This window comes from Pseudomonas sp. ESBL9 (assembly GCF_036668715.1).
GTDB classification, from domain to species: Bacteria; Pseudomonadota; Gammaproteobacteria; order Pseudomonadales; family Pseudomonadaceae; genus Aquipseudomonas; species Aquipseudomonas lundensis.
Map to the genome: position 1 here is coordinate 296,547 of NZ_JAZEVV010000001.1, position 26,374 is coordinate 322,920.

14 protein-coding genes are annotated in these 26,374 nt (G+C 62.7%); 6 read left to right on the top strand and 8 right to left on the bottom strand.

The genetic code is table 11. The features are described 5' to 3' along the window. Positions 1-6 precede the first annotated feature (6 nt). A complete protein-coding gene (locus V6F78_RS01250) occupies positions 7-1,410 on the bottom strand; it encodes an MATE family efflux transporter (RefSeq protein ID WP_047292881.1) in 1,404 nt (467 codons plus the stop codon). Positions 1,411-1,586: 176 nt separating this feature from the next. On the opposite strand from V6F78_RS01250, the gene pdxB reads away from it, so the two are divergent. Beyond that, positions 1,587-2,729 carry a 4-phosphoerythronate dehydrogenase PdxB gene (gene pdxB / locus V6F78_RS01255; RefSeq protein WP_047277648.1) on the top strand — a complete coding sequence of 381 codons (1,143 nt, stop codon included), beginning with the start codon at positions 1,587-1,589 and terminating at the stop codon, positions 2,727-2,729. A gap of 53 nt (positions 2,730-2,782) precedes the next feature. Here the strand turns inward: pdxB and V6F78_RS01260 are convergent, their stop codons facing one another. Next, positions 2,783-2,959, bottom strand: a complete 177-nt coding sequence (locus tag V6F78_RS01260) for a PA1571 family protein (protein ID WP_047275201.1) — start codon at positions 2,957-2,959, stop codon at positions 2,783-2,785. Positions 2,960-3,214: 255 nt separating this feature from the next. On the opposite strand from V6F78_RS01260, the gene V6F78_RS01265 reads away from it, so the two are divergent. Continuing rightward, positions 3,215-4,972 (top strand): ABC transporter transmembrane domain-containing protein, encoded by a 1,758-nt coding sequence (locus V6F78_RS01265; RefSeq protein WP_442965102.1) that lies wholly within the window; start codon positions 3,215-3,217, stop codon positions 4,970-4,972. Between the two features lie 119 nt (positions 4,973-5,091). Here the strand turns inward: V6F78_RS01265 and ppnP are convergent, their stop codons facing one another. Together ppnP and V6F78_RS01275 are read right to left on the bottom strand one after the other, a co-directional pair. Then, positions 5,092-5,373, bottom strand: a complete 282-nt coding sequence (ppnP, locus tag V6F78_RS01270) for a pyrimidine/purine nucleoside phosphorylase (protein ID WP_047292885.1) — start codon at positions 5,371-5,373, stop codon at positions 5,092-5,094. Positions 5,374-5,451: 78 nt separating this feature from the next. Beyond that, positions 5,452-5,994 carry an exonuclease domain-containing protein gene (locus V6F78_RS01275; protein WP_332726465.1) on the bottom strand — a complete coding sequence of 181 codons (543 nt, stop codon included), beginning with the start codon at positions 5,992-5,994 and terminating at the stop codon, positions 5,452-5,454. A gap of 232 nt (positions 5,995-6,226) precedes the next feature. Here V6F78_RS01275 and V6F78_RS01280 point away from each other — a divergent pair, with 232 nt between their 5' ends. Together V6F78_RS01280 and V6F78_RS01285 are read left to right on the top strand one after the other, a co-directional pair. Continuing rightward, the gene (locus V6F78_RS01280) at positions 6,227-7,006 is read left to right on the top strand and encodes a substrate-binding periplasmic protein (RefSeq protein ID WP_254658303.1); all 780 of its coding nucleotides are present in this window, start codon (positions 6,227-6,229) and stop codon (positions 7,004-7,006) included. 61 nt (positions 7,007-7,067) lie between these two features. Continuing rightward, positions 7,068-8,069: a GNAT family N-acetyltransferase gene (locus V6F78_RS01285; RefSeq protein ID WP_169859008.1), complete on the top strand. Its 1,002-nt coding sequence runs from the start codon at positions 7,068-7,070 to the stop codon at positions 8,067-8,069. A 53-nt stretch (positions 8,070-8,122) separates the two neighbouring features. On the opposite strand, the gene V6F78_RS01290 is transcribed toward V6F78_RS01285, so the two are convergent. Then, positions 8,123-8,671: an RNA polymerase factor sigma-70 gene (locus V6F78_RS01290; RefSeq protein ID WP_047292898.1), complete on the bottom strand. Its 549-nt coding sequence runs from the start codon at positions 8,669-8,671 to the stop codon at positions 8,123-8,125. Between the two features lie 367 nt (positions 8,672-9,038). On the opposite strand from V6F78_RS01290, the gene V6F78_RS01295 reads away from it, so the two are divergent. Together V6F78_RS01295 and V6F78_RS01300 are read left to right on the top strand one after the other, a co-directional pair. Beyond that, positions 9,039-9,797, top strand: coding sequence for a thioesterase II family protein (locus V6F78_RS01295; RefSeq protein WP_332726466.1), 759 nt, complete (start codon positions 9,039-9,041; stop codon positions 9,795-9,797). Between the two features lie 114 nt (positions 9,798-9,911). Next, a complete protein-coding gene (locus V6F78_RS01300; RefSeq protein ID WP_332726467.1) occupies positions 9,912-22,910 on the top strand; it encodes a non-ribosomal peptide synthetase in 12,999 nt (4,332 codons plus the stop codon). Positions 22,911-22,958: 48 nt separating this feature from the next. Here the strand turns inward: V6F78_RS01300 and dsbG are convergent, their stop codons facing one another. Genes dsbG through dsbD form a run of 3 tightly spaced genes read right to left on the bottom strand, consistent with a single transcriptional unit; the run spans position 22,959 to position 26,323 of the window. Further along, a complete protein-coding gene (gene dsbG / locus V6F78_RS01305) occupies positions 22,959-23,732 on the bottom strand; it encodes a thiol:disulfide interchange protein DsbG (RefSeq protein ID WP_047292903.1) in 774 nt (257 codons plus the stop codon). After that, positions 23,711-24,580 (bottom strand): TlpA disulfide reductase family protein, encoded by an 870-nt coding sequence (locus V6F78_RS01310; protein WP_047275375.1) that lies wholly within the window; start codon positions 24,578-24,580, stop codon positions 23,711-23,713. Before V6F78_RS01310 ends, dsbG begins: the two co-directional genes overlap by 22 nt. Next, positions 24,581-26,323, bottom strand: coding sequence for a protein-disulfide reductase DsbD (gene dsbD, locus V6F78_RS01315; RefSeq protein WP_332726468.1), 1,743 nt, complete (start codon positions 26,321-26,323; stop codon positions 24,581-24,583). Positions 26,324-26,374: the final 51 nt, after the last annotated feature.

Genomic DNA, 26,374 nt, shown 5'->3' on the forward strand with positions numbered 1-26,374 from the left:
AGCCGGTTATTTGCCGGCGGCGCGAATGCGTTTTTTCGCGCTGCTCACCAGGCGCACGCTGAGCATCAGCGCCGCGCAGGTCAGGCCCGCAATCAAGCCTTGCCACAACCCGCTCGGGCCGCTCGGCTCGCCCAGCCAGTCAGTCAGGCCCAGCGCATACCCCACGGGCAACCCCACGCCCCAGTACGCAAACAAGGTCATGATCATCGTCACCCGGGTGTCTTGATAGCCGCGCAAGGCGCCTGCCGCCGTGACCTGAATCACGTCCGAAAACTGAAACAGCGCCGCGAACACCAGCAACAACGTGGCGACTTCCAGCACCTGGGGGTCGGCGGTGTAAATACTGGCAATTGGCCCGCGCAGCAACAGAATCAAACTGGCCGAGATGAACGCCCAGATCAGCGCCGTGCCCATGCCCACGCCGGCCACAAATCGGGCTTCGCGCGGTTGCTGGCGGCCCAGTGCCTGACCGACGCGCACGGTAATGGCCATGCCCAGCGAATACGGGATCATGAACACCAGCGAACTGAAGTTAAGCGCAATCTGATGACCCGACACCACGGTGGCGCCGAGGCTGCCGATCAACAGGGCGATCACCGCGAAGATGCTGGATTCAGCGAACACGGCGATACCGATGGGCAGGCCGACACTGAGCAGTCGCTTGAGAATCGGCCACTTCGGCCATTCAAAATGGCTGTACACCTGACTCGACTGATAGATCGCACCGCGCATCGTCCAGACCACCATGCCCAGGGCCATGAACCACATCACGATCGCCGTGGCCCAGCCGCAACCCACGCCGCCCATGGCCGGCACGCCAAAATGGCCGTAGATGAAGATGTAGTTGAGCGGAATGTTCAGTGCCAGCGCGATCAGGCCCAGCACCATGCTCGGCCGGGTTTTGCCCAGCCCGTCACTGAACCCGCGCAAGACGCAGTAAACCGCCACCGCGGGCATGCCGCTGGCAATCCCGTACAAATAGCCCATGCACGGCTCGATCAAGTCGGGGGCGACCTTCATCCAGTGCAGCAACGGTTCGGCAACCATCAGGATCCCGGTCGCGCACAGCCCGGTGATGAACGCCAGCCACAGGGCCTGGCGCACGATCGGGCCGATTTCGCCGTGGGTGTTGGCGCCATAACGCTGGGCGACTTTCGGGGTGGTGGCCAGCAGAATCCCAGACATCAACAGAAACACCGGCACCCACACCGAGTTGCCCAGCGCCACCGCTGCCAGATCGCGCGGCCCGACGCGCCCGGCCATCACGGCGTCGACAAACCCCATGGCCGTCGTGGCCACTTGGGAAATGATGATGGGAAGCGCCAAGGCAAGCAGGGCGCGCACTTCTGTGCGCACCCGCGCAGGGCGGCTGACAGGGGGGGTAGCAAAATCAGCAGAAACAGCGTTCACAAGTGTGCATCCAGCGTGTAGTAGGCGCAAAAGCGGGGATTGTACGCGCCCGGCACCGCCGGGCAACTGTGCAGTTGTAGTGCGTTTGTAAGCACCGGGGCTGAAGCGGTGTGACACCTTGCTGGCTCATTGTGTACAACAACGCCTACACTGCTGCTCCGCCAAAGGAGCCTGCCATGTTGATTGTTGCTGATGAAAATATTCCGCTGATCGAAGAATTCTTTGCCTCATTCGGTGAAATACGCCGTTTGCCGGGGCGTCAGATCACCCGCGCCGACGTGCATGACGCCGATGTGCTGCTGGTTCGCTCGGTCACACGGGTCGACCGCGAACTGCTGGAAGGCAGCGCCGTGAAGTTTGTCGGCACGTGCACCATCGGTACCGATCACCTGGCGTTGGACGACTTCGAACACGCCGGCATTCAGTGGGCCAGCGCCCCCGGTTGCAACGCCCGCGGCGTGGTGGATTACGTGCTTGGCAGCCTGCTGACACTGGCCGACATCGAAGGTGCCGACCTTGCGCAGCGCACCTATGGCGTGATTGGCGCGGGTGAGGTGGGCGGTCGGCTGGTCCGGGTGTTGCGTGATCTGGGCTGGAAGGTCCAGGTGTGTGACCCCCTGCGTCAGGCGGCTGAAGGCGGAGATTACGTCAGCTTGGAGCAGATCATCGAGCAGTGTGACGTCATCAGCTTGCACACCCCGTTGAGTAAAAGCGGTGATTTCGCGACATGGCATTTATTGGATGAGGCCCGGTTGAACCGGCTCAAACCCGGCACCTGGCTGATCAACGCCAGCCGTGGCCCGGTGGTGGACAACGCTGCGCTGCGCAACGTGCTGAATGCCCGTGAAGACCTGCAAGCCGTATTGGATGTGTGGGAAGGCGAGCCGCAGGTTGATGTGGAACTGGCCGACTTGTGCGTCTTGGCCACACCGCACATCGCCGGTTACAGCCTGGATGGCAAGCAGCGCGGCACCGCGCAGATCTATCAGGCGCTGTGCGCGTTCCTCGGTCAGACGCCGCAGGTGCAACTGGCGGATTTACTGCCGGCGCCCTGGCTGGCCAAGGTTGAATTGAGCGCCAACAGCGATCAAGCGTGGGCCTTGGCCATGGTGTGCCGTGGCGTCTATGACCCGCGTCGGGATGACGCTGATTTTCGACGTACCCTGACTGGCCCGGTCGATCAGCAAAAGCAGGCGTTCGATGGTTTGCGCAAGCACTACCCGGTGCGGCGTGAAATTGAAGGGCTGACCGTGCACATCGAAGGGCACAACCCCGCGTTGACTAAAATGGCCGCCGCCCTCGGCTGCGTGGTGGTTTAACCGCGTATAAAAAAACCGGCCACTTGGGCCGGTTTTCAAAAGACGGGGGTCTGTCAGTTCTTGTGCTTGGGTGTGACCAGGCGTTTATCCAGCTCTTCGCACGCCTGTTGAATCATCGCTTCGGTGATCTCGACTTCTTTGCCTTGCGCATCAATGATTGCGCACCCCACAGACTGGTTGGGCTGGGTACGAATCACCGGTACTGATTGAACATTGTGTTGCAAATCCATGGCCTGTCTCCTCATCAGGGTGTAGCGCTAATGTAGTTCCATTTAGTGACCAAGCTGTGACAACCCTTGGCGGCCATTTACTCAAACAGAAATATCCTGAAACTTCCAGTCTCACCTTAGAACAATCCGACCTAGGGTTGGCATGAGCCGGTCATATTCAAACCGAGTGAGAAAGGTTTACATCGAAGCCTGTTTTTTCGTTGTAGGCTGTCCACTGCCCATGTGGGGCATTTCTTGTTTATTCGGGTGTTCTGGATGCTTTCTTCTCGTCATCGCCGGGCGCTTCGTCTGGCGACTCATTTTGTAGCGCCTTATCGCTGGCACACCGCAGGCGCCTTGCTGGCACTGATTGTGACGGCCGGCATCACGCTGTCGATGGGGCAGGGCATTCGTCTGCTGGTGGACAAGGGCTTTATGACTCAGTCCCCGCACCTGCTCAATCAGTCCATCGGCGTGTTCCTGCTCCTGGTGCTGGCGCTGTCCGTGGGGACGTTCGTGCGCTTTTATCTGGTGTCGTGGATCGGTGAGCGGGTGGTGGCCGACATCCGGCGTCAGGTGTTTAACCACCTGATTGACTTGCACCCCGGTTTTTATGAAAACAACCGCAGCTCGGAAATCCAGTCGCGGCTGACGGCGGACACCACGTTGCTGCAATCGGTGATCGGTTCTTCGCTGTCATTGTTCTTGCGCAACAGCCTGATGGTGATCGGGGGCATCGTGCTGTTGTTCATCACCAACCCCAAGCTCACCAGCATCGTGGTGGTGGCCTTGCCGCTGGTGCTGGCGCCGATCCTGATTTTTGGCCGCCGGGTGCGCAGCCTGTCGCGTCAAAGCCAGGACCGGATTGCCGATGTCGGGAGCTATGTGTCCGAAGCCCTGGGGCAAATCAAAACCGTCCAGGCCTACAACCACCAACAGCAGGACCGGCAGCGCTTTGCCCACACCGTTGAACAGGCTTTCGCCACCGCGCGCAAGCGTATCGTGCAGCGTGCCTGGCTGATTACCTTGGTGATCCTGCTGGTGCTGGGCGCGGTCGGGGTGATGTTGTGGGTGGGCGGCATGGACGTGATTGCCGGGCGCATTACCGGTGGCGAACTGGCAGCCTTTGTGTTTTACAGCCTGATTGTCGGCAGCGCGTTTGGCACCTTGAGTGAGGTCATTGGTGAGTTGCAGCGGGCGGCCGGGGCCGCAGAGCGGATCGCCGAGTTGTTGCAATCCAAAAGCCTGATCTCGGCGCCGGCCAGCGGGTTGCTGGCACTGCCCGAACAGGTGGCGGGCACTCTGCACCTGCAAGGTGTGTCGTTTGCCTACCCCTCGCGCCCGGAACGCTTTGCCCTGGAAGACCTCACCCTGACCGTCCATGCAGGCGAGACGCTGGCGCTGGTCGGGCCGTCGGGGGCGGGCAAGTCGACGTTGTTCGATTTGCTGTTGCGCTTTTACGACCCGCAGCACGGTCAGATCCTGCTGGACGGGCTGCCCCTCACGCAACTGGACCCGCAGGACGTGCGCCGCTGTTTCGCGTTGGTGTCACAAAGCCCGGCGCTGTTCTTTGGTTCGGTGGAGGACAACATCCGCTACGGCAATCCCGACGCCACGCTGGAACAGGTGCAAGCGGCGGCGCGCATTGCCCATGCCCATGACTTCATTTTGCAAATGCCCGAGGGTTACAGCACCCATTTGGGGGAGGGCGGGCTGGGATTGTCCGGCGGCCAGCGTCAGCGCCTGGCGATTGCCCGCGCGCTGTTGGTGGACGCGCCGATCCTGTTGCTCGATGAAGCCACCAGTGCGCTGGATGCCCAGAGCGAACACTTGATTCAGCAAGCCTTGCCCAGCCTGATGTCAGGCCGTACCACGCTGGTCATCGCCCATCGCCTGGCCACCGTGCAGAATGCGGACCGCATTGCGGTGATGGATCAGGGCAAGTTGATAGCAATCGGCACCCACGCGCAGCTCATTGCCACTAACCCGCTGTATGCGCGGTTGGCAGCGTTGCAGTTCAATGTGCAGGGGTAAACGGATAGCGATCAGGTCGGGAGAGCGGAGTGTGTTGACATCCTTCGCCGCCCTCGCCAGCGATCACCGCGGCGGGATGCCGGGTCATCGCTGGCGAGGGGGGGCGCTTCAACCGCCGGTTAGCGGTATTCGCACAGGTAGGCGGTTTCAACCACGACCTTGAGCTGGAACTTGCTATTGGCCGGTACGTTGAACTGGCTACCGGTCTTGAACGTTTCGAAGACCTCGCTGCCCGGCAATTTGACGTTCAGCTCGCCCGACACCACGTGCATGATTTCACGCTCGGCAGTGCCGAATTCGTATTCACCCGGGGCCATGACGCCGATAGTGGCCTTGCCTTCGGCTTGCGTGAAGGCAATCGACTTGACGGTGCCGTCGAAGTATTCGTTGACTTTAAACATGGCGATTCCTCGGTAGGGGCTTAAAAAGGCTGGCCAGTATGCAGAAGCCGTTTTATCCCGTCACGCCCTTTAAGGGTGCTAATCGGCCAGAATCAGCGGCAGTAAACGTGCGGTATTTCGCGCGTCTTCCAGTGCCCGGTGCTGCTGGCCGTGAAACTGCAGGCCCGCCAGTTGCAGCGCGCTGTTGAGCCCTAAGGCCTGCTTCAAGTGACGTGCCTGTGCGAACTGTTGTTTAAGGTTGTGATGCGCCAGATGCGCCAATGCACTGTTGAGCTGTTTTTGCTGCCATTCCTGCTGCAGTTGCTTACGGTCGTAGTCGCCCCAGCTGGCCCAGGCTTCAAGGTGGGGCAAGTGCTGGCGCAGCCAGCGTTCAAACTGCTCCCAGACCTGCGTCATCGGCATGGCGGAGTCGATATTGGCCTGGGTAATGCGCGTCAGTTGGCGGCAGAAGGGCGTCAGTAAAGGGCGGCGCACGGGCCGTATAAACCGTTGAAAATGGTCAACCTCACGGCCCGAACGGGTGACGATGCTGGCACCGATTTCAATCACCTCCATTTCCTCTAGAGGCCAGCCGCCGTCGTCGGTGGTGGCTTCCAGATCAATTACCAGCCAGTGCGGCATGTGCGGCTTCCTTAAACAGCATCGGTGTTGAGCAGTGGAGCGTAACCAAAGCAGTGAGATCCGCCTAGGCTCTTTTTTGTGTGGGCCAGTCAAGGGCTTCCTTGGTAGGCTACGCGGGTTTGAATGGCCATCGCGCCCGATGTAAGGTCGTGCACAGAACAATAAGTTCCAGCCAAAGGCGTAACCAGAGGTATACGGTTTGAAGTGTTTGCCAGTCCGGATGGCTCACAGCATGTTGCTGGTCTTTGGCATGACGTTGCTGACGCCCGTGTGGGCCGTGCAGGAAGTCAGGGTCGGCGCTGCTCACTTTCCCCCCTACACAGTGCGCCCCGAAAGCGGCGTCGACACTGGCTTGTTGCCGCAATTGCTCGATGCCCTCAACCAACTGCAAAACGACTTCCGTTTTGTTCCGGTGCCCAGTTCCATTCCCCGTCGCTTCCGTGATTTCGATCAGGGGCGAGTCGATGTAGTGATGTTCGAGAACCCGGCCTGGGGCTGGCAGGACATTGCCTACAGCGCGGTCGACATGGGCCTTGAAGATGCCGAGGTGTTCGTTGCCAGGCAACAGCCAGACCGCCAACAGGATTACTTCGACGATTTGAGCAATAAACGGCTGGCGCTGTTTAGCGGCTATCACTACGCGTTCGCCGGGTTCAACCCTTCACCCCGTTACCTGGCGCAGCACTTCAATGCCACGCTCACGTACTCCCACGAAAGTAACCTGCTGATGGTGCTGCGTGGCCGGGTCGATGTGGCGTTGATTACCCGTTCCAATCTCACCGAGCTGCTCGCCCGCAACCCGAAGATCAAGCCCCAGGTGTTGGTGTCCCAGCGCATTGACCAGATCTACCACCACTACGCCTTGCTGCGGCCACAGGCGCCGATTGCCGCCCCGCAGTTGGCGGCCCTGTTGCAACAGCTGCGTGACAACGGCCAGATCAAGGCGATCTTCGAGCCGTTTCAAGTGGACGTGGTGCCCATGCGTCGGCCACTGGCTGAGGTGCTGCCCTAAATTCTGCGGGTCGGCTAACGTCAAACAGCCTGACTGTTGACGATAATCGTGAGCCCAAGCCATGACTGCTGTTTTCCCGTTTCAACCCCGCTGGCGCGATCTGAGTGCCGACCTGACCGACACCCGCCTGAGCCTGACTGAGGGGCAACACCCGCTGATCGACCTGCGCCTTGAGCGTGGCGACACCCTTGAACTGCACCTGCAAGACGGTCACCCCGGCGCCTCGCTGCAAGGCGTGTGGGCGGCTTGTTACTGGTTGTTTGCCAGTGATCCTGCGTGTCAGCAATTGACCTGGCATCTCGATCCGCCCCCGCCCGCGGCATTGCGCAGCGGGCTGTTGCGTGCCACCGAGGTTGCCGGGCACTACCAATGCCTGCGCAGTCTGTTTTGGCAACAGCCCCGTCCATGGACCGGCGATGCGCCCGTGGCGGCGTACCCGCAGCACATGGTCATCAGCGGGGGTAAACGTCATCCGCTGCGCGCGCCCAAACCGGTGGGCGAGGTGTACCGGCGTTTTGATGCCCGGCTGGGCAGCTGGATATCCCTGCGCACCCTGGATATCGAAGCCGACCTTGAACGCTTCAACCGCTGGCAGAACACGCCCCGGGTCATGGATTTCTGGGAGGAGGGCGGCACCCTTGAGCGCCACCGCCAATTCCTCGAGACCTTGGCCGCTGACCCGCACACCGTCACCTTGATTGGCTGCATCGATGACCAGCCGTTTGCGTATTTCGAAGTGTACTGGGCGAAAGAAGACCGTATCGCGCCGTTTTATGACGTGGACGATTACGACCGCGGCATTCACATGCTGGTGGGGGAGCAGGCGCATCGCGGGCCGCACAAAGTCGCCAGTTGGCTGTCGGCGCTGACGCACTACGTGTTTCTGGACGACCCGCGTACTCAGCGCGTGGTGGCTGAGCCGCGCGCCGATAACGCGAAAATGATCGGCTACATGCAGTCTCACGGGTTTCACTGCGAGAAAGAGTTCAACTTCCCGCACAAGCGTGCGGCGCTGATGATGCAAAGCCGCGAGCGTTTCTTCGAAGGGTGCGAGCTGGTCTAGCGGCTGGCCGGGGCTTGCAGGGGCGGGCGCGCTCCTGCAAGTGGCGTTGACGCTCAGCGGCGCGCGAAGGTATCGCGTGGGGTGCCCGAGACCTTGCGGCAGTGGATCAGGGCGTCGCGGATCATGAAATTCACCAGCGTCGGCGACACCCCCAATTGCTTGGCAATGTCCTTTTGCTGAACCCCGTGCAGGCGATACATCTCGAAGGCATAGCGCGTACGGCTGGGCAGTTCGGTCAGTGCGTCGGCAATGTTTTCCAGGGTTGAAAAGTTGATGTGCGAGGTTTCGGGCGATGCGCCGTGGATGACCACATTCAAGCCTTCCTCTTGCGGGCCGGAGTATTTCTGCTCCAGCGCCTGCTTGCGGTAATGATCGATCGCCAGGTTACGCACGATCTGAAACAGGTAGCTCAATTGCGCCTTGAACGATGAGGTGATCTGCGGCGCAGCGTGCAAACGGAAGAAGGCGTCCTGCACCACATCTTCAGCTCTGGACCGACACCCGGTGATGCGTGCTGCAATCTTGACCAGGATGAGCCGGTTTTCAACAAAGGCTTGAAGTAAGGGTGAATCGCACCTGCTTGTGGACACTTGTTCCGTCATGGAAATCACCTGTTGCAATTGAAAAAGTGTGGGCGTCTGGACAAGCCACGGCCTACACAGCTCGCAACAAATTAGGTTGAATGATAATGATTGTCAATTGAGAAAGAGAATTAATGAAGTCGATTACCTCACTTTGAGAAACGCCTCACATCACGCACTGTCCGCTCAAAATCACCCCCTCTCGCGGGACTAATTATTTGCGTCGGCCAACCGTTCTCAATGGACATGGGCCGGTATCAGAGCTGGCCAAGTAATGGCTCGGACAGGAGGGCGAGATGGGAAAGGACCGTAAACACGCAGCGAGTTTAGAGGGGGCACCCACGCACCTTGCGCAGATCCATCCGGCGTCAGGCAGTGGCGTCGGGCGATGAGTGAGGTGATCAACATGCGCCTGTTTTGCCTGCCCCACTCGGGCGCCAGTGCCATGGCCTACAACCGCTGGCGGCGTTCATTGCCTGAGTGGCTGCACGTGCGTGCGCTGGAGCTGCCGGGGCGCGGGATGCGCATGGACGAACCGCTGCAATGCGACATCAAACGCCTGGCCCATCAACTGGCGGACGAAATCAGCCCCGAGCTGGATCGACCCTTCGCCATTTTCGGCCACAGCCTCGGCGGCTTGCTGGCCTTCGAGCTGGTGCATGCCTTGCGTGAGCGCGGCCTGCCAACGCCGTTAGCGCTGTTTGCGTCGGCCACGGCGGGCCCGGCCCGGCGCGATGTCAGCGAATACGCCGTGGCCAAGTCCGATGCGCAACTGCTCGCCCGGCTGCGCGAGTTGAAAGGCACCGACGACGCCGTGCTGGCCAACACCGAACTGATGCAATTGATGCTGCCCATCCTGCGCGCCGACTTTTTGCTGTGTGGCAGTTTCACCTATGGCCAGCGCACGCCGCTGGCGCTGCCGATTCACGTCTTTGGCGGCAAGCAGGACAGCGTTCGCGCCGATCAACTGCTCGACTGGCAGGCCGACACTTGCTGCAGGTTTTCCCTCGACATGTTCGAGGGGCATCACTTCTTTCTGGTGGAGCAGGAGCAACCCTTGCTGCGTTGCCTGCGCCGCTACGCCGAAGAACATCTGGCGCGCTGGCGCAACCATCAGGCCCGGCCAATGGCCAGCCCCCACGTGTAAAGCGCAGCCCCGGCTTCTCGTACTTCAAGCAGACCGATTTTTTTCAAGCCTGGAGCCTGTTGGCGTTTCGCCGTCACCGCGAAACCCCGTCGGCCCTCTACAGGAAACCCCAAGATGGACGCGTTCGAACTCCCCGGTACATTGGCTCAAGCCCTGCAACACCGCGCAGCCCGCACCCCGGACCGCCTGGCTTTACGCTTTCTTGCTGACGATCCGCAGGGTGGGCAGGTGCTGAGCTATGGCGACCTGGACCAGCGCGCGCGGACCATCGCGGCGGCCTTGCAGGCCACGGCCGGGCCGGGCGACCGCGCCGTATTGTTGTTCCCCAGCGGGCCGGACTACGTGGCGGCGTTTTTTGGTTGCCTGTATGCGGGCGTGATTGCGGTTCCGGCGTATCCGCCTGAATCGGCGCGCCGTCATCATCAGGAGCGTTTGCTGTCGATTCTGGCCGACGCCCAACCCCGCGTCCTGCTGGCCCACAGCAACCTGCGCCCGCCGCTGATGCAACTGGACGCGTTGACCGCTGCCGACGCGCCGCCGTTGCTGTGTGTGGATGCGCTTGAGCCCGGCCTGGCCCGACAGTGGCAGCCCGTGGCGGTGCAGGCCGATGACATTGCCTTTTTGCAATACACCTCAGGCTCCACGGCCTTGCCCAAAGGTGTGCAAGTGACCCACGGCAACCTGGTGGCCAACGAAGTGCTGATCCGTCGCGGCTTCGGCATCGACCTCAACCCCGACGATGTGATCGTCAGCTGGTTGCCGCTGTACCACGACATGGGCCTGATCGGCGGCCTGTTGCAGCCAATCTTCAGCGGTGTGCCGTGCGTGCTCATGTCGCCGGCGTATTTTTTGACCCGTCCGCTGCGCTGGCTGGAAGCCATCAGCGAGTACGGCGGCACCATCAGCGGCGGCCCTGATTTCGCCTATCGACTGTGCAGCGAGCGAGTCAGCGACAGTGCGCTGGCCGGTCTCGACTTGAGCCGTTGGCGCGTCGCGTACTCGGGTTCCGAGCCGATCCGTCAGGACACCCTGGAGCGCTTCGCTGAAAAATTCGCGCCCTGTGGGTTCAGTGCCAACAGCTATTTCGCCTCGTATGGCCTGGCCGAGGCCACGCTGTTTGTGGCAGGCGGCCAGCGCGGGCAGGGCATTCCTGCGTTGCGTCTGGACGAACTGGCGCTGGCTGACAACCGCATCGTGGCCGGTGACGGCAGCGCGGTCATGAGCTGCGGCACCCATCAGCCGGAACACGCAGTCATGATCGTGGAGCCCAACCGTCTGTGCGTACTGGCAGACGATTGCGTGGGCGAAGTTTGGGCCAGCGGCCCAAGCATTGCGCACGGCTATTGGCGCAACCCTGAAGCCAGCGCCACCACCTTCGTTCAATTCGAAGGTCAGACCTGGCTGCGCACCGGCGATCTGGGCTTTCTGCATGACGGTGAACTGTTTATCACCGGACGCCTGAAAGACCTGCTGATCGTGCGCGGGCAAAACCTCTACCCGCAAGACATTGAAAAAACCATCGAGCGCGAAGTGGAGGTGGTGCGCAAAGGTCGCGTGGCGGCGTTCGCGGTGAATGTCAAAGGCGAAGAGGGGATTGGCATTGCGGCCGAGATCAGCCGCAGCGTGCAAAAAATCCTGCCGCCCGATGCGCTGATCAACGCCATTCGCCAGGCCGTGGCCGAGGCCTGCCAGCAGGCGCCGAGTGTGGTGGTGTTGCTCAACCCCGGCGCCTTGCCCAAAACCTCCAGCGGCAAATTGCAACGTTCTGCCTGCCGCAATCGTCTGGCCGATGGCAGCCTCGACGGTTATGCGCAGTTCCCCTCCCACGGCCCTGCGCAGGCGGGCGAAGCGGACGCCGGGCGCGGCAGCGAGCTGGAAGCGTTGATCGCGTGGGTGTGGTGCGAACATTTGCAGGTCGAGCAAGTGGCCGCCGACGACCACTTTTTCCTGTTGGGTGGCAACTCGATTCTGGCCACGCAGGTGATCGCTCACCTGCAAGCAGAACTCAAGCTGGAGCTGAGCCTGCGTGTGCTGTTCGAAGCGCCGACGCTGGGGACGTTCGCGGCGCAGGTTGCCGCATTGCAACAGGCAGGCGGCCCGGCGCAGGGCGCCATACGTGCGTTGCCGCGTGAAGAGGGCTTGCCGCAATCCTTGGCGCAACACCGCCTGTGGTTCTTGTGGCAACTGGACCCGACCAGCCGCGCGTACACCATCCCCGGCGCGTTGCGGTTGCGCGGTGAGCTGGATCAGGCCGCGCTGTGCAGCAGTTTTGCGCAGTTGATCGAGCGCCACGAGGCATTGCGAACGCGCTTTTACGAACGGGACGGGCAGGCGATGCAGCGCGTCGACGAAGCGGCCGGCTTCGACCTGCACCTCATCGACATCAGCGATCTGCCAGCCGATCTGCGGGAGGCCCGTGCGCGGCAGATCCGCGAGCAGGAAGCCTGCACCCTGTTCGACCTGGAGCAGGGGCCGTTGTATCGGGTGATGCTGGTCAAGCTCGATGAACACGAGCACCACCTGCTGCTGACCCTGCACCACATCATTGCCGACGGTTGGTCGCTGAACCTGTTGGTCGACGAGTTCTCCCGGCTGTACGCGGCGGCTTGCCTGAGTCAGTCGCTGCAACTTGCCCCTTTGGCCTTGCAATATGCCGACTACGGCAGTTGGCAGCGTCAATGGCTGGCGCAAGGCGAGGCGGGGCGCCAGCTCGATTACTGGACCCGGCAATTGGGCGATGAACACCCGGTGTTGCGTCTGGCCACCGATCACCCGCGTTCGGCCCTTAAACGGTCCAGCGCGGCCCGTCACACCCTCAAGCTGGATGCCGCCTTGAGCGACGCGGTGCGCACCGCGGCACATGCGCACAACGCCACGTCTTTCATGTGGCTGCTGGCGACGTTTCAAACGCTGCTCTACCGCTACAGCGGCCAGCGCGACATTCGCATTGGTGTGCCCAGCGCCAACCGTGCGCGCCAGGAAACCCACGGCCTGATCGGTTTCTTCATCAACACCCTGGTGCTGCGGGCCGGACTGGACGGGCGTTTGCCGTTCTCTGAACTGTTGGCGCAAACCCGGCAGGTCACCCTGGAGGCACAGGCGCATCAGGACGTGCCGTTTGAACAACTGATCGAGGCACTGCCGCAGGCCCGCGAACAGGGGTTGTTTCAGGTCATGTTTAACCACCAGCAACGCGATCCGGCGGCCTTGCGCCGGCTGCCGGGGTTGTTGGCAGAAGAGCTGGACTGGCACAGCCGCGAAGCCAAGTTCGATCTGCAATTGCACAGTGAAGAAGATCGCCAAGGGCGGCTGACACTGTCGTTTGATTACGCCGATGAACTGTTCGAAGCCAGCACCATTGCGCGCCTGGCCGAGCATTACGTCAGCCTGCTGCACCAAGTCAGCAACACCCCGGAACAGGCAGTGGGCGACCTGCACCTCGTGACGCCCGGGCAAGCCGCCGAACAACAGGCCTGGGGTGCCGCGCCTTGCGCTCCGGCGTCTCAGTGGTTGCCGCAATTGCTGGAGCAACAGGCCCAGCAAACGCCCGACGCCGTGGCGTTACAGTGGGACGGCGGCAGCCTCGATTTTGCCGGGCTGCATGCCCAGGCTAACCGCTTGGCCCAGTACCTGCGTGACAAAGGGGTGGGGCCGGACGTGCCGGTGGCGATTGCGGCCGAGCGATCCCCGCAACTGTTAATCGGCCTGTTGGCAATCATCAAGGCGGGCGGCGCCTATGTGCCGCTGGACCCGGATTACCCTGCAGAGCGTCTGGCCTACATGCTGGAGGACTGCGGCGCGGCGTTGCTGCTGACCCAGAGCCCGCTACTGCAAGCCTTGCCGGCGGTGCAAGGCGTGAGCGTGATTGCGATGGACCTGCTCAAGCTCGACACCTGGCCCAGCCATGCGCCGGGCCTGCACCTGCACGGCGATAACCTGGCGTATGTGATTTACACCTCCGGCTCCACTGGCTTGCCCAAAGGCGTGGGCAATACCCATGCCGCGCTGAGTGAGCGTCTGCACTGGATGCAGGCCACCTATGGACTGCAGGCCGATGACGTGCTGCTGCAAAAAGCGCCGATCAGTTTTGACGTGTCGGTGTGGGAATGTTTTTGGCCGCTGATGACCGGTTGCCCGCTGGTACTGGCCGGGCCTGGCGAACACCGCGACCCGCAGCGCATTGCGCAAGTGGTGCAGCAATTTGGCGTGACCACGCTGCACTTTGTGCCGCCACTGCTGCGTGTGTTTGTCGACGAGCCGCAAACCGTGCACTGCCACAGCCTGCGTCGCCTGTTTTCCGGCGGCGAAGCGTTGCCCGCCGCGTTGCGTGACCGGGTGCTGGCGCAGTTGCCGAACGTGCAATTGCACAACCGTTACGGGCCGACTGAAACCGCGATCAACGTCACCCATTGGGCGTGCAGCCCGGCCGACGGCGAACGCTCGCCCATCGGTCGGCCGCTGGGCAACGTGCTGTGCCGCGTGCTCGACAGCGAACTCAACCCGCTGCCCGCCGGGGTGCCGGGTGAGCTGTGCATCGGCGGCATCGGTCTGGCGCGGGGTTACCAGCAGCGTCCGGGGCTGACCGCCGAACGGTTCATCGCTGACCCGCTGGGCGAGCCCGGCTCACGCCTGTACCGCACCGGTGATCGGGTGCGCTGGGGCGCTGAGGGGGCGCTGGAATACCTCGGTCGGCTCGATCAGCAGGTCAAGTTGCGCGGGTTCCGGGTAGAACCGCAGGAGATCGAAGCACGCTTGCTGGCGCAGCCGGGCGTGGCACACGCCGCCGTGGTGATTCGCGACACGGCCGCCGGGCCGCAGTTGATCGGTTACTACACCTGCGTTGAAAACCACGCGCTCGACAGCCAGTCACTGAGTGCCGCATTGGCACGGGAACTGCCGGAGTACATGGTGCCCGCGCAGCTCATGCAACTGGCGGCCATGCCCTTGAGCCCCAGCGGCAAGCTGGACCCGCGCGCCTTGCCGTCACCGCAATGGTGCGTGCGTGAACACGTCGAGCCCGTCACCGCGCTGCAACAGCAAATTGCCGCCATCTGGCGCGAAGTGCTGGGGCAGGCGCGCATCGGGCTGCGCGATGATTTCTTTGCCCTGGGCGGGCACTCGCTGCTAGCCACGCAGATCGTGTCGCGGGTCCGGCAGGCCTGTGACGTCGAATTGGCGTTGCGCACACTGTTTGAAGCCAGTGAGCTGGGGACGTTCGTGGACGCCGTGGCGCTGATTCAGGCAACCGGCACGCACAACACGCACTTGCCGATTGAAACGGTCGATCGCAGCCAGCCCGTACCCTTGTCGTACTCCCAGCAGCGCATGTGGTTCCTCTGGCAGATGGAGCCCGACAGCCCGGCTTACAACGTCGGCGGAATGGCGCGACTTAAAGGTGTGCTGGATGTGGACCGTTTCGAGGCAGCCTTGCAGGCGCTGATCCTGCGTCACGAAACCCTGCGCACCACGTTCCCGAGCGTGGACGGGGTGGCTTGTCAGAAGGTTCACCGTGAAACCGGCCTGCACATGGCCTGGCTCGACCTCAGCGCCCTGGACCCAACCACCCGCCAGCAGCGTTTGCAGGCGCTGGCCGACACCGAAGCGCATCGCCCGTTCGATCTGGAAACCGGCCCGTTATTGCGGGCGTGCATGGTCAAGGCCGGGGAGCGCGAGCACTACTTCGTGCTGACCTTGCACCACATCGTCACCGAAGGCTGGGCGATGGATATTTTCGCCCGCGAGCTGGGTCAGCTCTATGAAGCCTTTCTCGATGACCGGTTATCGCCGCTGGCGCCGTTGGCCGTGCAGTACCTGGATTACAGCGTGTGGCAGCGCCAGTGGCTGGAATCGGGCGAGCGTCAGCGCCAGCTCGATTACTGGACCGCCCAATTGGGGCATGAGCACCCGCTGCTGGAGTTGCCGGGCGATCGCCCACGGCCCCCGGTGCAGAGCCATCAGGGTGGGTTGTTTCGCTTTGACCTGAGTGATGAGCTGGCGGCCCGCGTGCGCCGTTTCAATGCCGAGCACGGCCTGACGCTGTTTATGACCATGACCGCCACCCTGGCCGTATTGCTTTATCGCTACAGTGGCCAGACCGACGTGCGCATCGGCGCGCCGGTGGCCAACCGCATTCGGCCCGAAAGTGAAGGGCTGATCGGCGCCTTCCTCAACACCCAGGTGCTGCGCTGCCAGCTCGACGCGCACATGAGTGTCGGCGCGTTGCTCGAACAGGTGCGCCACACGGTGATTGAAGGGCAGTCCCATCAGGACTTGCCGTTCGATCACGTGGTCGAAGCGCTACAACCGCCTCGCAGCGCGGCCTACAACCCGCTGTTTCAAGTGATGTGCAACGTCCAGCGCTGGGAATTCCAGCAGCGCCGGGAGCTGGCGGGCATGACCGTCGAGTACCTGGCCAACGACGCGCGGGCCACCAAGTTTGACCTGAATCTGGAAGTCACCGACCTCGACCATCGGCTGGGGTGCTGCCTGACGTACAGCACGGACCTGTTTGATGAACCGCGCATCGCCCGCATGGCCGCGCATTGGCGCACGCTGTTGGAGGGGTTGCTGGGTGATCCGCAACAACGCCTGAGCGACTTGCCGCTGATGCACGCCGATGAACGACAGCAACAGGTTGAGGCCATGGCCGCCCCGGCAGGTGATTACGCCCCGGACCTGTGTATTCACACGCTGTTTGCCGAACAGGCGCTGGCGCGGCCCGAAGCCATTGCCTTGACCTTTGCCGGGCAACACCTGAGTTACGGCGAGCTGGACAGCCGCGCCAACCGTCTGGCGTGGATGCTGCGTGAACGCGGCGTGGGCCCGCAGGTGCGGGTGGGGCTGGCGCTGGAGCGCTCGCTGGAGATGGTGGTCGGCCTGCTGGCCATTCTCAAGGCCGGGGGCGCTTACGTGCCGCTGGACCCGGAATACCCGCTCGAACGCCTGCATTACATGATTGAAGACAGCGGCATCGGCTTGCTGCTCAGCCACCGCGCTTTGTTTGAGGCCCTGGGGCCATTGCCGCAAGGCGTGGCGCGCTGGTGTGCCGAGCAAGACGGCGCGCAACTGGCCGCCTACCCGACTGCCGAGTTGCCGTTTATCAGCCTGGCGCAGCATCAGGCCTACCTCATTTACACCTCGGGTTCCACCGGACAGCCCAAAGGGGTGGTGGTGGCCCACGGCGAAATCGCCATGCATTGCCGTGCGGTGATCGATAGCTTCGGCATGCGCCCGGACGACTGTGAACTGCATTTTTACTCCATCAACTTCGATGCGGCGACCGAGCGGTTGCTGGTGCCGTTGCTGTGCGGCGCACGGGTGGTGTTGCGCGCTCAGGGGCAATGGGACGCGCAAGAGATCTGCCAGCTGATTAGTGAACAGCAGGTCAACATTCTGGGGTTCACCCCAAGCTACGGCAGCCAACTGGCGCAGTGGCTGGCCACGCAACAGCAGACCCTGCCGGTGCGCCTGTGCATCACGGGCGGCGAAGCCCTGACCGGTGAGCATGTGCAACGGATTCGGGCCGCGTTCCGGCCGCAACAGTTTTTCAACGCCTATGGCCCGACAGAGACCGTGGTCATGCCGCTGGCAAGCTTGGCGCCCGAGCAACTGGAGGAGGGCGCGGGCAGCGTGGCCATCGGCCGCGTGATCGGTGCCCGCGTGGCGTACATTCTCGATGCCGGGCTGGCACAGGTGCCGCAGGGCGCCACGGGCGAACTGTACGTGGGCGGCGCCGGTCTGGCGCAGGGCTATCACCAACGCCCGGGCATGACCGCCGAACGCTTTGTGGCTGACCCGTTTTCTGACGTGGGCGGACGGCTCTACCGAACCGGCGATCGGGTGCGCCAACGCGCTGACGGGCAGGTCGAATACGTGGGCCGGGTCGACCATCAGGTCAAAATCCGAGGCTTTCGCATCGAGCTGGGGGAAATCGAAAGTCGCCTGCTGGAACACCCGGCTGTGCGCGAAGCCGTGGTGCTGGCGCTGGACCTGCCCGGCGGCAAACAACTGGCGGCGTATCTGGTGTGCGACCCGGCGCAGCAGGACGAGGCCCGGCAAGCGGCCTTGCGTGAAGCGCTGAAGGCCGGGCTCAAGGTGCAGTTGCCCGATTACATGGTGCCGACCCACCTGATGCTGTTGGCCAGCATGCCGCTGACGGCCAACGGCAAGCTGGATCGGCGTGCTTTGCCCAGCCCGGACCCCGAGCTGAACCGTCAGCACTACGTGGCCCCCAGCAACCCGCTGGAACAGCACCTGGCGCAGGTCTGGTGTGACGTGCTGAACCTGGCGCAGGTTGGGCTCAACGACAACTTCTTTGAGTTGGGCGGCGACTCGATCCTGTCGATTCAGGTGGTCAGCCGCGCCCGGCAACTGGGCATCCATTTCAGCCCGCGGGATTTGTTCCGGCATCAAACCGTGCAAGCGTTGGCGAGCGTGGCCACGCACGCAGAGCAGACCACGGCCGAACAAGGGCCACTTACGGGCGAATCGGCGTTGACCCCGATCCAGCACTGGTTCTTCGACACCGACATGCCGCACCGCGCGCACTGGAACCAGTCGGTGCTGTTGCAGCCGACCTTGCGCCTTGAGCCCGAGCTGCTGGAACAGACGCTGGTGGCATTGTTGGCGCATCACGATGCCTTGCGCCTTGGTTTTGAGTGCCACGCCGGGCAATGGCGTGCTCAATACCGGAGCGATGCCGATCAGGCGCTGCTGTGGCAGGCCCAGGTGAATGACTGGCACGCCTGCGAGGCCCTGTTTGACGAGGCCCAGCGCAGCCTCAACCTGGACCGCGGGCCGTTGCTGCGGGCGCTATTGATCGACGGGCCGCAGGGTGAGCAACGCCTGCTGTTGGTGATTCACCATCTGGTCGTTGACGGTGTGTCCTGGCGGGTGCTGCTGGACGATCTGCAAACCGTTTATCGCCAACGGGCGGCGCAGGCGCCGCTGAACCTGCCCGCCAAAACCAGCGCCCTGCGTGACTGGGCCGAACGTTTGCAGGCCTATGCCGGCAGCGACGCCTTGCGCGAAGAACTGAGCCAGTGGCAAGCGCAACTCAACGGGCCACAGGTCGTGTTGCCTTGCGACCGACCGCAGGGCAGCCGGCAAAACCTGCACGCGCAGACGGTCAGCGTGCGTCTGGATGCCGAGCGTACCCGTCAATTGCTGCAACAGGCGCCGAGCGCGTATCGCACACAGGTCAATGACCTGTTGCTGACTGCGTTGGCGCGGGTCATGTGCCGCTGGACGGGGCAACCCTCGGCGTTGGTGCAACTGGAAGGCCACGGCCGGGAAACGCTGTTCGACGGCATCGACCTGAGCCGCAGCGTGGGGTGGTTCACCAGTGCCTATCCGGTGCGCCTGACCCCGCCACTGAGCGACGATCAGGGCGCTTCGATCAAAGCCATCAAGGAACACCTGCGCAGCGTCCCGCACAAGGGCCTGGGCTATGGCGTGCTGCGTTACCTCACCGACAACGCAACCCGCCAGGCGCTGGCCGCATTGCCCGAAGCGGCGGTCACGTTCAATTACCTGGGTCAGTTCGACCAGAGCTTTGCCAGCGATGCGTTATTCCGGCCGCTGGATGAACCGGTGGGGGCGGCCCATGACCCGCAGGCGTCGTTGCCCAACGAGTTGAGCATCGACAGTCAGGTCTACGGCGGCGAGTTGCTGCTGCGCTGGACCTTCAGCGCTGACCGATATGAAACGACCACCGTGCAGTCGCTGGCGCAGGACTACCTGCGCGAGCTTGAGGCGCTGATTGCGCATTGCGTGAGCGACGGTGCCGGTGGCCTGACGCCGTCGGACTTCCCGCTGGCCGCGCTCACTCAGGCGCAGCTGGACGCGCTGCCGGTGCCCGCCGAGTGCATCGAAGACGTGTACCCGCTGACCCCCATGCAGGAAGGCATGCTGTTGCACACCTTGCTGGAGCCGGGCACCGGGTTGTATTACATGCAGGACCGCTACCGCATCAACAGCGCGCTGGACCCGCAACGTTTTGCTCAGGCCTGGCAAGCCGTGGTCGCACGGCATGAAGCGTTGCGTGCCTCGTTCTGCTGGAACGCCGGTGAGCACATGCTACAAATCATTCATCGCCCCGGCGCCACCGCCGTGGATTATCAGGACTGGAGCGATGCGCCGCAGGAAGGCCACGAAGCGCGGCTGCAAGCGTTGCTCAAGCAGGAACGTGAAGCCGGTTTCGACTTGCTCAACCAGGCGCCGTTCCACCTGCGGCTGATCCGGGTCGGGGAGGCGCGCTACTGGTTCATGATGAGCAACCACCATATCCTGATCGATGCGTGGTGCCGCTCACTGCTCATGAGTGATTTCTTTGAAATCTACAGCGCGCTGGGCGAGGGTCGTGCGCCGCAGTTGGCGCTGGCGCCGCGCTACCGTGACTACATCGGCTGGTTGCAACAGCAGAACCTGCAACAGGCCAACCAGTGGTGGCAACGCAACCTGCAAGGCTTTGAACACACCACCTACATCCCGAGCGACCGTCCGTTCCTGCGCGAGCATGCGGGCGACAGCGGCGGCATGCTGGTGGGCGATTGCTACACCCGCCTTGAGGTGCAGGACGGCGTGCGGCTGCGGGAACTGGCGCAACAGCATCAGTTGACCATCAACACCTTTGCTCAGGCAGCGTGGGCGTTGGTGCTGCGCCGATTCAGCGGCGAGCGTGACGTGTTGTTCGGCGTGACCGTGGCCGGTCGTCCGGTGGAGCTGCCACAGATGCAACACACGGTCGGGTTGTTCATCAACAGCGTGGCCCTGCGGGTGCAGATGCCGGAGGACGTTCAGGCGCTGGGCGTGCGTCAATGGTTGAGTCAACTGCTGGCGCATAACATGGAGCTGCGCGAGTACGAATACCTGCCGCTGGTGACGATTCAGGAGCGCAGTGAGTTGCCAAAAGGCCAACCGCTGTTCGACAGCTTGTTCGTGTTCGAGAACGCGCCCGTGGACATGTCAGTCATGGACCGGGCCCAGCACCTGAAAGCGACCTCGGACTCGGGCCGTACCCATACCAACTTCCCGCTGACGGCTGTGTGCTACCCCGGTGATGACCTGGGCCTGCACCTGTCTTATGACCAGCGTTACTTCGAGCGCAGCAGCGTCGAACGGCTGTTGTCGGAATTCAAGCGCCTGCTGCTGGCGTTAATGGACGGGCTGGAGGGTGACATGGCGCAGTTGCCTTTGCTGGGCGACCGTGAGCGTGACTTCTTGATCGACGGCTGCAACCAGAGCCAGCGCGACTACCCGCTGGAGCACAGTTATGTCCAGTTGTTCGAAGCGCAGGTGGCGGCGCACCCCGAGCGGATTGTGGCCAGTTGCCTCGATCAGCAATGGTGCTACCGCGAGCTCAATACGGTCAGCAACCGCCTGGGGCATGCCCTGATCAACGCCGGTGTGCGCCCGGACCAACCTGTGGCGTTGCTGGCGGAGCGCGGTTTGCCGTTGCTGGGCATGATGATTGGCAGCTTCAAGGCCGGGGCCGGTTATTTGCCGCTGGACCCAGGGCTGCCGGGGGCGCGCCTGAGCCGACTCCTCGACCTCAGCCGCGCGCCGTTACTGGTGTGCACCGAAGCGTGCCGGGAACAGGCCCAAGGGTTGATCGACGACGCCGGGTGCCCGATCCGTCCGCGCCTGCTGGTCTGGGAAGAGGTGCAGGCAGCAGCGCTCGCCGGGCATAACCCGCAGGTCTACAGCCAGCCCGACCAGCTCGCGTACGTGATTTACACCTCGGGCTCAACCGGTTTGCCCAAAGGTGTGATGGTGGTACAGCGTGGCATGCTCAACAACCAGTTGAGCAAAGTGCCGTACCTGCAACTGACCGAGCGGGACGTGATTGCCCAGACGGCCTCGCAAAGCTTTGACATCTCGGTCTGGCAGTTCCTGGCGGCCCCGTTGTTCGGGGCGCGGGTGGCGATCGTGCCGAACACCCTTGCCCATGACCCGCAGGCGTTGTTGGCGCAGGTCACTGCGCAGCGCATCAGCGTGCTGGAAAGCGTGCCGTCGCTGATTCAAGGGATGCTGGCGCAGGCGCCTGTGCCCCTCGACGGCTTGCGCTGGATGTTGCCGACAGGTGAGGCGATGCCGCCGGAACTGGCCCAGCAATGGCTGGCGCGGTATCCGGAGATCGGGCTGGTCAACGCCTATGGCCCGGCGGAATGTTCGGACGACGTGGCGTTTTTCCGTGTCGATCAGGCGTCGACCCAGGGCAGCTATTTGCCGATCGGCACCCCGACCGACAACAACCGGTTGTTTGTGCTGGACAGCGCCCTGCAACTGGTACCGCTGGGCGCCGTGGGCGAGTTGTGTGTGGCGGGCACCGGGGTGGGGCGCGGCTACGTGAGTGATCCGCTGCGCACCGCCATCGCCTTTGTGCCGAACCCGTACGGCGCGCCGGGTGAGCGTTTATACCGCACCGGCGACCTGGCCCGACGTCGCCTGGACGGGGTGCTGGAATACGTGGGGCGCATCGACCATCAGGTGAAAATTCGCGGTTACCGCATCGAGCTGGGGGAAATCGAAGCGCGTCTGCACGAACAGCCGCCGTTGCGTGACGCGGCGGTTGGCGTGCAGGAGGGCGCCAATGGTAAGTACCTGGTGGGGTATTTGGTGGCCGCACCGTCGGCGCTGAGCCATGGCGAGGCGCTGCAGCGCATCCAGCAGCGTCTGCGGGCCGAACTGCCGGAGTACATGGTGCCGCTGCACTGGACGTGGCTGGAGCGGCTGCCGCTCAATGCCAACGGCAAGCTGGACCGCAAGGCGTTGCCGGCACTCGAGATCGGCCAACAGCCGCGCGAAGATTACCTGGCGCCGCGCACGGAGCTGGAGCAGACCCTGGCCGATATTTGGGCCGAGGTGTTGCAGGTGGACCGGGTGGGGGTCACCGACAATTTCTTCGCGTTGGGCGGGCATTCGTTACTGGCCACGCAAATCGCCTCACGGGTGCAGAAGGTGTTGCAACGTAACGTACCGCTGCGGGCGATGTTTGAGTGCAGTTGCGTACAAGCGTTGGCGCAGTACATCCAGGGGCTGGACAACAGCGAGATCAACGAAGAGAAGGTCGACCGTCTCAGTGACTTGATGGCGGAACTGGAGGGGCTGTAATCCACGTTCAGGCCCGTGCGTGATTCCGGCACGGGCCTGACGGAGGCGTTATTTCGGGCCGAGGATTTTTACCAGTGTTTCCGGCGACGGCGCACCTTGCTGTTGTTGCAAGTTGCCGTGTTCGTCGAGGTAGAAAATCGCCGGGGTGGCGGCGACGTCCAGTTCGGACATCAACTGCATATTGGCGTCGAGCTTGGCCTGCACGTCAGCCGGGATGCTGCCCAGTGCCTTGAGGGTGCTGGCCTTGCCGGCCTTTTCGTGGTCGTGCAGGGCTTGTTGCGGGTTTTTCGCCGCCAGCAGTGCGGCCGACTTGCCGGGGCTGTCTTCACGGATGATGCCAACCATGATGTGGCGTAACTGCACCTTGCCTGCGTCCACCCACGGGCGGGCCTGTTCCCAGAACATGTTGCAGTAGGGGCAGTTGGGGTCACTGAACAAGTACACGATGCGCGGGGCATCTTTTTTGCCGTCGGCAATCCAGTGGGTCTTTTCCATGTTGGCCCAGACTTGCTTGGCCATCGGTTCGTAGACCATCTTTTGCAGCGGCGCCAGGCTCAGGTCATTGCCGTTGGCGTCATACAAATTGCCCACCAACACGTTGCCGTCCTTCGTCAGGTACAGCGCCATGCCGCGGTTTTCATACTGCGCGGCATACCCGCGCAGGCCGCTTGGGGCATCAAAGCTGCCGATGATTTTCGCGCCCTTGGCTTCGATCTTCTTGATCGCCGGTGGCAGTTCTTCGGCGTGCAACAACGGGGATTGCAGCAGGGCTGCGCCCAGCAGGGTGCTCATGCTCAGGTTTAACAGTGTGCGGTTACGCATTGGGTATTCCTTGCAGGGTCGCCCTGGCGGGCTGACGGTGAAATGTTCGGGTCAAAACGTTCGAGGGCTCGTGCCAGGCTGGCTTCGGACAACTCACCCAGATGGCTGGCCAGCAGACGGCCGTCCGCGTTGTAGAACAGGGTGGTGGGTAGGGCCATGGAGCCGACTTTCTGCCCCAACTGGCCGCCGCTGTCGAACAGCACGTTGCTGAGGTTCAAGCCTTGGGTTTCAAGGAAGGTGCTGACACTCTGCATGCTCTCGCCCTGATTGACGAACAGAAAGGTCACGTTCTCGTGCTGATGCTGGGCGTTCTGCAAAACGGGCATTTCGCGTCGGCAAGGCGGGCACCAGGTGGCCCACAGATTGATCACCAGCGGGCCGCCTTTGTAGCTGCCCAGTTGTACCGATTCGCCATTGGCATTGCGCAGCACCATGTCGGGCAACTGCGTCCCTTTTTCGTACAGGTTGGAAGACAGGCTCGCCAGCAGCCAGAACGCCAGGCCGCTGCACAGCCCCCAGCCCAGCGGGCGTCGCAGTCCGGCGCGACGCCAGCCCCAGATCACGGCGCCCACCACCACAGCCAAGAGCCCCGCCCACACTACAAAGCCGCCGTCGCGCAGGTCGAGCATTTGCAACGGGTCTTGATGGAAGTAACGCCAGTAAGCGATGACAAAACCGATACGCGCCGCCAGTAAACCCAACAGGAACAGGCTGAACAGGACTGACTCCGGGTTTTCGCCACCGCGTTTGGCCACCCGCCACCCCACCAGCGTCGCCAGAGCGAGGGCCAGGATCAGCAGCAGGTGGTTGATTGCCAGCGCAAACGAACCGATGGTCAGGGTCAGCATTTAGAGGAGTTCCCGGGTGGCTTGCCAGTTATTCAAAAAGGTTTCGGCATTCACTTCGCCAGTGATGCGCTGTGCGCGACGCTCAATCCCGTTCGGCCCGATCCAGATAAACGTGGGCGGACCGGGTACTTGATAGCGGCTGAGCAGGTCGCGGCTGGCGACAGTATCGTCGGTCACGTCCAGGCGCAACAAACGTACACCGTTGAGGGCTTGCATGACCTGCGGTTGGCCGAAGACTTTTTTCTCCATCACTTTGCAGGACACGCACCAGTCAGCGTAGTAGTCGAGCATCACCCATTGGCCTTGCGCCTTGGCGGCTGCCAGTTCGCGCTCAAGATCGGCCGGGTTGTTAACCGTTATGAACGCGTCGTGGGCCGTTTGCGAAGGGCTGCCGGCCACGGTTTTCGCGGTGTACACCTGCAAGGGTTGCCATGGGTCGGTGCTGCCGCCCGCGGCGCCGATCAGCATCAGGCTGCCCCACAGACCGGCCAGCAGGCCCAGGGGGGCAAACAGCGCTTTGACGCGCAGAAACTGTTGCGCCTGTTGCCACAGGCTGCCGGCCACAATCAGCAACAGCACGCCCCACAAGGCCAGCCACAGCGATTCATCCAGCACCGGACGCACCAGCAGCAGCGCGGTCCCCAGGAACAGGAAGCCAAACAGCCCCTTCATCAGGTTCATCCAGGCCCCCGGCTTGGGCAGGAAACGACTGCCGACCGTGACCAGCAGCAACAGCGGCATGCCAATACCGACGCCCAGGGTGAACAGCACCAGGCCACCTTGCACGGCATTGCCGCTTTGCGCGATGTAGAGCAGCGCGCCCGCCAGCGGAGCGGTCATGCACGGCCCGACCAGCAAGCCGGAAAGGGCACCCAGGACCCCGGCCCCGATCAGGCTGCCGCCTTTGCGTCCGCGTCCGGCGCTTTCCAGCCGGTCACGCAAGGCGCCAGGCAATTGCAGTTCGAAAAAGCCGAACATCGGTAAAGCGAGCAGGACAAACAGCGCGGCAAAACTGCCCAGTAGCCAGGGTTGTTGCAACAGCGCCTGCAAATTGGCCCCCAAGAGCGCGGCCAGTACGCCGAGGCTGGCATACACCAGCGCCATGCTGATCACATAACTGCCGGCAACCGCAAAGCCGCGGCCGGGGCTGGCGCCGCTGCCGACCACCAGACCGGCGAGAATCGGCAGCATGGGCAAGGAGCACGGGGTGAAAGCCAGCAGCAGGCCGAGCCCGAAAAACAGCAATAAGCTCCAGCCCAAAGAACGCTGCTGCAAGCTGGACGCCAGTGATTGGTCTTGAGCTTGCCCCTGCTCGGCAGCGGGCTGTGTGCCGCCCAGGTCCACGGTCTGGCTTTGTGGCGGGTAGCACAGACCGGCATCGGCACAGCCTTGCCAACTGACTTTGACCTGACCGCTGGCCCCTGCCGGGATCAGCAGTTCAAGGCTGTCGCGGTACACCTGGGTGGCGCCGAAAAACTCGTCGCTGTGTTCTTGTCCTTGAGGGAGCTCGGGCGTCTGCGCGGGATCCAGCCCGTCGAATTTGAAGCGTTTTTTGTACAAGTAGTACTGATCGGTGATTTGCCAGTGCAGCCGGGTTTCGCCTGAAGGCAACGGCTCGGAAGTGAACACGAAGGCTTTGTTGGCCGGCAGGAAATCGGCTTTTTGTTCAAACGGGTTGTCACTGGCGTACGCCTGACTCAAGCCCGTCAGCAGCAGGAAAAAAAACACGATCAAACGAGACATGCGCCAAACCCTGGATATTCGAATTGAGGCTACCTTGGCGGCACTTGATTA

Bases quoted from the DNA above. Each gene is read 5' to 3' on its own strand.
- pdxB (WP_047277648.1), top strand. From the start codon at position 1,587: ATGTTGATTGTTGCTGATGAAAATATTCCGCTGATCGAAGAATTCTTT.
- V6F78_RS01265 (WP_442965102.1), top strand. From the start codon at position 3,215: ATGCTTTCTTCTCGTCATCGCCGGGCGCTTCGTCTGGCGACTCATTTT.
- V6F78_RS01260 (WP_047275201.1), bottom strand. From the start codon at position 2,959: ATGGATTTGCAACACAATGTTCAATCAGTACCGGTGATTCGTACCCAG.
- dsbD (WP_332726468.1), bottom strand. From the start codon at position 26,323: ATGTCTCGTTTGATCGTGTTTTTTTTCCTGCTGCTGACGGGCTTGAGT.
- ppnP (WP_047292885.1), bottom strand. From the start codon at position 5,373: ATGTTTAAAGTCAACGAATACTTCGACGGCACCGTCAAGTCGATTGCC.
- dsbG (WP_047292903.1), bottom strand. From the start codon at position 23,732: ATGCGTAACCGCACACTGTTAAACCTGAGCATGAGCACCCTGCTGGGC.
- V6F78_RS01295 (WP_332726466.1), top strand. From the start codon at position 9,039: ATGAGTGAGGTGATCAACATGCGCCTGTTTTGCCTGCCCCACTCGGGC.
- V6F78_RS01290 (WP_047292898.1), bottom strand. From the start codon at position 8,671: ATGACGGAACAAGTGTCCACAAGCAGGTGCGATTCACCCTTACTTCAA.
- V6F78_RS01310 (WP_047275375.1), bottom strand. From the start codon at position 24,580: ATGCTGACCCTGACCATCGGTTCGTTTGCGCTGGCAATCAACCACCTG.
- V6F78_RS01300 (WP_332726467.1), top strand. From the start codon at position 9,912: ATGGACGCGTTCGAACTCCCCGGTACATTGGCTCAAGCCCTGCAACAC.
- V6F78_RS01275 (WP_332726465.1), bottom strand. From the start codon at position 5,994: ATGCCGCACTGGCTGGTAATTGATCTGGAAGCCACCACCGACGACGGC.
- V6F78_RS01280 (WP_254658303.1), top strand. From the start codon at position 6,227: ATGTTGCTGGTCTTTGGCATGACGTTGCTGACGCCCGTGTGGGCCGTG.
- V6F78_RS01285 (WP_169859008.1), top strand. From the start codon at position 7,068: ATGACTGCTGTTTTCCCGTTTCAACCCCGCTGGCGCGATCTGAGTGCC.